The organism is Streptomyces sp. AK010, from assembly GCF_014207295.1.
Taxonomy (GTDB): Bacteria; Actinomycetota; Actinomycetes; order Streptomycetales; family Streptomycetaceae; genus Streptomyces; species Streptomyces massasporeus.
In genome coordinates this window covers 1-5,962 of record NZ_JACHCX010000049.1, presented here as the reverse complement: position 1 = coordinate 5,962, position 5,962 = coordinate 1, and the positions used below count along the sequence as shown (strand labels likewise).

The 5,962-nt window shown below is 67.4% G+C and carries 5 protein-coding genes; 4 read left to right on the top strand and 1 reads right to left on the bottom strand.

Annotated elements, in window-relative coordinates; translation table 11 throughout:
- Positions 1-182 precede the first annotated feature (182 nt).
- From HDC93_RS37340 to HDC93_RS37330, 3 genes are read left to right on the top strand one after another with little or no spacing between them, the layout of a single operon-like run.
- On the top strand, positions 183-1,295 hold the full coding sequence (locus HDC93_RS37340) for a tyrosine-type recombinase/integrase (protein ID WP_311774736.1): 1,113 nt from the start codon (positions 183-185) through the stop codon (positions 1,293-1,295).
- A complete protein-coding gene (locus tag HDC93_RS37335) occupies positions 1,292-3,772 on the top strand; it encodes a site-specific integrase (RefSeq protein ID WP_185015207.1) in 2,481 nt (826 codons plus the stop codon). The genes HDC93_RS37340 and HDC93_RS37335 overlap by 4 nt, the downstream gene beginning before the upstream one ends.
- On the top strand, positions 3,769-4,299 hold the full coding sequence (locus HDC93_RS37330) for a DUF6262 family protein (RefSeq protein ID WP_185015206.1): 531 nt from the start codon (positions 3,769-3,771) through the stop codon (positions 4,297-4,299). Before HDC93_RS37335 ends, HDC93_RS37330 begins: the two co-directional genes overlap by 4 nt.
- Positions 4,300-4,314: 15 nt before the next feature.
- Here the strand turns inward: HDC93_RS37330 and HDC93_RS37325 are convergent, their stop codons facing one another.
- Positions 4,315-5,280 (bottom strand): YafY family protein, encoded by a 966-nt coding sequence (locus tag HDC93_RS37325; RefSeq protein ID WP_185015205.1) that lies wholly within the window; start codon positions 5,278-5,280, stop codon positions 4,315-4,317.
- A 63-nt stretch (positions 5,281-5,343) separates the two neighbouring features.
- Here HDC93_RS37325 and HDC93_RS37320 point away from each other — a divergent pair, with 63 nt between their 5' ends.
- On the top strand, positions 5,344-5,730 hold the full coding sequence (locus tag HDC93_RS37320; RefSeq protein WP_185015204.1) for a VOC family protein: 387 nt from the start codon (positions 5,344-5,346) through the stop codon (positions 5,728-5,730).
- Positions 5,731-5,962 lie beyond the last annotated feature (232 nt).

The following is a 5,962-nucleotide window of genomic DNA, read 5'->3' as shown; positions in this document are numbered from 1 at the left end:
TTCTCTGGGGGTTCCCCGGCTGTGGCGTGACGTCGTACGGAGCCTGCTCGTTGGGGAGGTTGCGACGGTTCTCAGGGGGTGCGGCTCTGCGGTGGATCGTTGTGATCGACTCGTGGAGTAGAGGTACATCAGTGCGTGCATTCCCTGTACAGCTGCCGTCAGGCACCCGGTACTGGACCGTGGTGGACGACGAGTTGGAAGTGGTGGAGGAAGCCGATCGCTTCCTGCGGGAGCTGAGGTTGGCCCGGGGACGGGCGGAGACGACGACGAAGGCGTACGCCGAGGCCGTGGTGTTGTTCCTGGCGTGGTGCGCGACCACCAAGCGGGAGTGGCGGACGGCTGCCCGGGACATGGGGCTGTTCATGCTCTGGCTGAAGTGGACCCCGGGAAGCGGCGGTCAGCGGCGGGTGGTGGTGCCCGGCCCGGGCACGAAGCCGGTCCGGGGCGAGAGCCGGATCAACAAGGTGCTCACTGCCGTGCGGATGTTTCTGGTGCATGCCGTGGTGAACAAGTCTGCCCCGGCCTGGGTGTTGGAGCAGATCTACGAGGTTGCCGACGACCGTGACCTGCCCCAGGAGGCTCGCGGTGAGAGCGGTGCCATGCGTTATCGGATGCGGGCTCGCCACCGGCTGCAGGAGCCCGAGACCGCCATCGACCGGGCTGGAGACGACGAGATCGTCGCCATGTTCCTGCAGTGTCGCTCCGCGCGCGACCGGCTCATCCTGCTGCTGTTGTCGCGGGTGGGACTGCGCCCGGGGCAGGTTGCGGGCCTGCGTCGCTGCGATCCGCATCTGCTGATGGACTCCCGCTCGCTGGGCTGCGACGTCGAGGGCGCCCATGTGCACGTCGTCCGGCGTGAGAACGAGAACCGCGCCTGGTCGAAGTCGAGGAAGTCCTGGGCCATGCCGGTTGACTTCCTCGTGGTGCAGGCATTCGACCAGTACGTGCTGGAACGCCACGAGTGCCTGGGTGCCGGCGGCAGCGACTTCCTGCTGGTCAACCTGTTCCGGCCGCCCTTTGGGGCGCCGATGATGACCGACGCGATCGGCGAACTGTGTGAGTCGTTGTCCCGGCGTGCCGGGTTGGGTCGGAAGATCGGCCCCCGGATGTGTCGGCATGCGATGGCCAGCAATGTCGCCGATGCCGGCGGCAAACTGGACGAGGTCCAGGCACTGCTCGGGCAGAAGAGCGCGGAATCGCCGCGACCCTACCTGCATCCCAAGCCATCGCGTCTTCGCGAGGCCGTTGAGCGGGTGCCTCTTCCGCGTGTGAACACCAAGGAGGGCGATCGATGACGATCGCTCTGGTCGAGAACCTGCCGGCAGAGCTGGACGACGTCACCAGTGCTCTCATGGGGGCAGTGACCACAGAATTCCAGCAGCTCATGGGCTGGGATGCAGAGGGGCGTCAGCTGGTCTTCCCCCGTGATCACCCTCTGCTCGGCGGCCCGGAGTGCCTGGTGACGGGCTGCGACAAGGTCGTCTTCCACACGAAGGACCATGGGCTCTGTGTGGGTTGCGCGAAGCGTCTGAAGGCCAGCGGGCAGGGCTTCGAGGAGTTTGTGTCCACCGTCAAACGGCACTGGCGCTCGATCGGCGTCAGCAACTGCCGGGTCTCGGAGTGCGGGCGCCCGTCAAAGACATCCCGTGTCGGGTTGTGCAGTGCCCACCTGGGCCAGAGGAAGTCGCTCGGCCTGTCGGTGGAGGAGTTCATCCGCCACCCGTCCGTCAAGCCTCTGCCCGGCTTCGGCCCTTGTGAGGTCGCTTCGTGTCCCCGATCCCGCGACGGGCACAGTCGCCGGTACTGCATGGCCCACTACCAGCGCCGTCTGCTGGAGATGCACAAGGGCAGCACCCTCGATGAGGAGACCTGGCGGCTGACGACCCCGGCCATCGCACAGGCCGGCGTGGTGAGTCTGCTCGGCCTGCCCGACCGGGTCGTGGCCGAGATCCTCTACGGGCTCCAGGAACGCGTCGCTGCCGGCATCAGGCACAAGGACCACCATGTCCGGCCCTTCTGCGATCTCGTCCGAGCCCGGCAGGTCGGTTCTTTGGCCGAGCTCGACGTCTCCGGCCTGAGCAAGATGAACGCCGCGCTGGCGAAGGGGTTCCTCAAACACGTTCTTCGCTGGGCCATGTCACCGGAGATCGAGCGGCACAAGGACACTTGGAACGGCGCCGCGTTCGGCATGACCGGCTACCTCCACTTCGAGAAGATCAGTCAGCCGTGGCTGCGCAGAGCCACGCAGGACTGGGCGGTCGACGACGTTCCCCGGCACCGGGGCACCAACCCCCGCGGGGCGATGCAGACGCAGATCAACTGCATTGTCAGGCTCTCCGAAAGCCTGCGGCTGAACCGGCCGGACAAGGGCATCGACCCACGGCTCTTGGGCCGCGACGACATCGTGGCCTTCCTCAACCGGATGCGCTACCTGGTGCAGCAGGGAAAGGTCGCAGCCGCCCGCCACGTCACCGATGTCCGGCACTTGCGGCGCATGCTCCTACGCATGCGAAGCCTCGGGCTGACCCAGCCTGACCAGCCCCTGCACGGCCTGCCCGAGCAGTTCACGCTCCGGCCCGAGGACATCCCGGACGACCCCGAGGACACCGCGGCCGGCCGCGATCTCCCGCCGGAGGTGATGCGCCAACTCTGCGACTACCTCGACGCCTTGGGCGCAGGCGGCCCGCAGGCCCGCACTGCCGTCGAGCTGCTGATGGACACCGGCCGCCGTCCCGACGAGATCTGCAAACTCCCCCTCGACTGCCTCGAACAGGATGGCGACGGCGAGCCCGTCCTCGTTTACGACAACCGCAAGGCGCTCAGAAACGGCCGACGACTGCCGATCGCCAAGGTCACCGCAGCCCTCATCATCGAGCAGCAGCAGCGAGTCCGGGCCCGATTTCCCGACACCCAGGCCAAGGACCTCGCACTACTGCCGACACCCGTCGCGAACCCTCACGGCACGAAGCCTCTGACCGCCAGCTGGCTCGGCGTCCGCCACCGAGCTTGGGTCGTCTCCCTGCCGGACTTCCTCGTCCCCACCGTCGTCGAGGTCGCCGGCGAGCGCGTGACGAAGATGCTGCCCTTCGACAAGGCGAAGATCTTCCCCTACGCCTACCGCCACACCTATGCACAGCGTCACGCAGATGCCGGCATCCCCGTCGACGCCCTCAGGCTTTTGATGGACCATCGCCAACTCGACACTACACAGCGTTACTACAGGGTCAGTGAGAAGCGCCAACGAGAAGCGGTCGAGCGCGTCACAGCAATGCAGTTCGACCGGCACGGCAAACGAGTCTGGCGGCAGGTCAAGGCCGTCCTTGACTCCGAGCACGCCCGCCGGACGATCGGCGAGACCCAGGTTCCCTACGGCACCTGCACCGAACCATCGAACGTCGCCGCCGGCGGACATGACTGCCCGGTCCGGTTCCGCTGCGTCGGCTGCAGCCACTTCCGTACCGACGTGTCCTACCTGCCCGACCTGGAAGCCTATCTGGCAGATCTCCTGCGCAACCGCGAGCGGCTGGCCGCGTTCACCGACGCCGACGACTGGGCCAAGGGCGAGGCCCTGCCCTCGGACGACGAGATCACTCGAGTGCGCCGCCTGGTCAAACGCGTCCGCGAAGAACTCGACGACCTCACCGACGAGGACCGGGCACAGATCCAGCAGGCCATCACCATCGTCCGCAGAACGCGGGCGGGCGTCGTCTCGCTCGGCATGCCGAAGGTGAGGCAACCACTGCCCGACCTCCGCCCCGAGAGGACCGCATGACCTCCGGCATGATCGAAGGCAAGCGAGCCGAGTCGGCGCGGCGCCGCGATCGCGTGATCAAGGCCCTTGACGCGGCCCTGCGGACCGGAGACGACATCACTGTCTCCGGCCTCGCCCGCGCCGCCCGAGTCGACCGCAGCTTCCTCTACCGTCACCGTGACCTGCTCGAACGCGTTCACGCTGCTGCCAACACGCCTATGGAAGAGGGCCGACTGGCTGCCGTCAGCCGAGCCTCCTTGCAGACCGACCTGGCCAACGCGCTGGAGCGGAACACACGTCTTACCGCGCGAGTACGCCAGTTGGAGAAGCGGCTTTCCGCGCAGCTCGGCGATCAGGCATGGAGCGAGTCCGGGCTCGGGGCCTCACCGGACATCGACCAACTGCAACGACGCGTCGTCATGTTGGAACAGGAACTCGTCGAGAAGCGCGGAGAGCTTGAGGAAAGGACGGAGGAACTCGAAGCTGCGCGGGCCGCCAACAGAGAGCTGACTCGGGCCCTGAACCAGCCTCTTTCCGGGCGGTCATGAATTCACCGAATGGCACTACCCAGACTGACCGTTCGCGTTGTCCTCGAAGAGTTCCTGGGCACGGCGCAGTAGGGCCTGCCGTACGGCCTCCGGTGACAGGACTCGCAGGGGTGTGGCCAGGCTGAGGAGGTACCTGGCGAGCCCCTCTGCGTCGGGACCGCCGATGTCGACGATCGTGGCGTCGGGGCCTTCGGGACGGTGGGAACCGACTGTCGACGGGATCAGCCGCAGCGCTTGATCCATGGACACAGGGAGGCGGATCGACGCAGAGAGCGGGTAGGGGCCGGTCGCGACGGAGCGGGAGACGAGCAACGCAGGGTCGGGTGGGTCGATGAGTTCCACCGGGTGCCCGGTTGCCTGCAGTCGGTCGACCCTGTCGGCCCGGAAGGTCCGCCATTGGCCGCGCGTCACGTCCCGGGCGACGAAGTACCACCGGCGGCCTGTGTGGACGAGGCGGTACGGGTCGATGTCCCGGACCGTGGCTTTTCCTTCCCAGTCGCGGTACGAGAGTCGGGCGCGCTCGCCCCGGCGGCATGCAGCGGCCAGCTCCAGCAGCATGCCGGGCGTGATCTGCGGCTCGTCGGGTCTGGGGGTGTGCACGAAGGCGGCGTCTATCTCACCCAGCCGGTCCGCGATCCGCTGCGGCAGAACCTGCCTCAGTTTCAGCAGCGCCGACAGCGCGGCCTGGTCGCCGCCGAGAGCGCCACTCAGCGCCGCCTCGCGCAACCCGACAGCCACGGCGAGTGCTTCTTCGTCATCGAGGATCAGCGGCGGGACCCGAGTTCCGGCGCGGAGACGATAACCGCCCCATGGCCCGGGATCGGACTCGATGGCGTAGCCGAGTTCACGGAGCTTGACGATGTCCCGCCGCACCGTGCGCTCGGTGACCGCTATCCGGTCGGCCAGCTCACCGCAGGTCCACGACGGACGGGCGGCCAGAAAGGAGACCAGTCGCAGCAGGCGGGCGGATGCGCTGATCACATGTTGAAGTGTTCCACATGACCAGGACCGAATCTGTCCTGGTCCCGCCGTAGCGTCTTCTCCATGAGCACGGGAAACACCTCCGCACCCACGTTCCGCTATTCCGCGGTCACCTTCGACTGCCCGGACCCCGCCGAACTGGCCCGCTTCTACGGCGAGGCCCTCGGCCTGCCTGTCGTCTTCTCCACCGAGGACTTCGTCCTGCTCGGCCAGGAGGGCGCGGCCGGACTGGGATTCAACCGGCTGTCCGACTACCGACGACCCACCTGGCCGGACCCGGCCCAGGAAAAGCAGGCCCACATCGAACTGGGCGTCGACGACTTGGATGCCGCCCAGTCCCGGCTCCTCGCCCTGGGGGCCGCCAAGCCCGAATTCCAGCCGGACCCCGACCGGTGGCGGGTCCTGCTGGACCCCGCAGGCCACCCGTTCTGCATCTCCACCCTGGTCTGAGCACGACCTGCAAACCGATAACTCCGAGCACGCACGCGGATAGGGACAGCGCATCCGCGCTGTCCCGCCGGGCGCACAGAGGGGTTGTACGGACTCCCAGGCGCCACTCACCCGATCCAGCGATAGCACCACACCTGTTGCGATGGATAAGCTGAAGCGCACCGGCGTTGAGCTGCATCAACCTGAGCATCCCGCCACCGCGACAGGCCGAACCCCCGGAGAATTGGTGTTG

What these genes read in the sequence shown, in the direction of transcription:
- HDC93_RS37335 (WP_185015207.1), top strand. Translation starts at nt 1,292, where the DNA reads ATGACGATCGCTCTGGTCGAGAACCTGCCGGCAGAGCTGGACGACGTC.
- HDC93_RS37330 (WP_185015206.1), top strand. Translation starts at nt 3,769, where the DNA reads ATGACCTCCGGCATGATCGAAGGCAAGCGAGCCGAGTCGGCGCGGCGC.
- HDC93_RS37320 (WP_185015204.1), top strand. Translation starts at nt 5,344, where the DNA reads ATGAGCACGGGAAACACCTCCGCACCCACGTTCCGCTATTCCGCGGTC.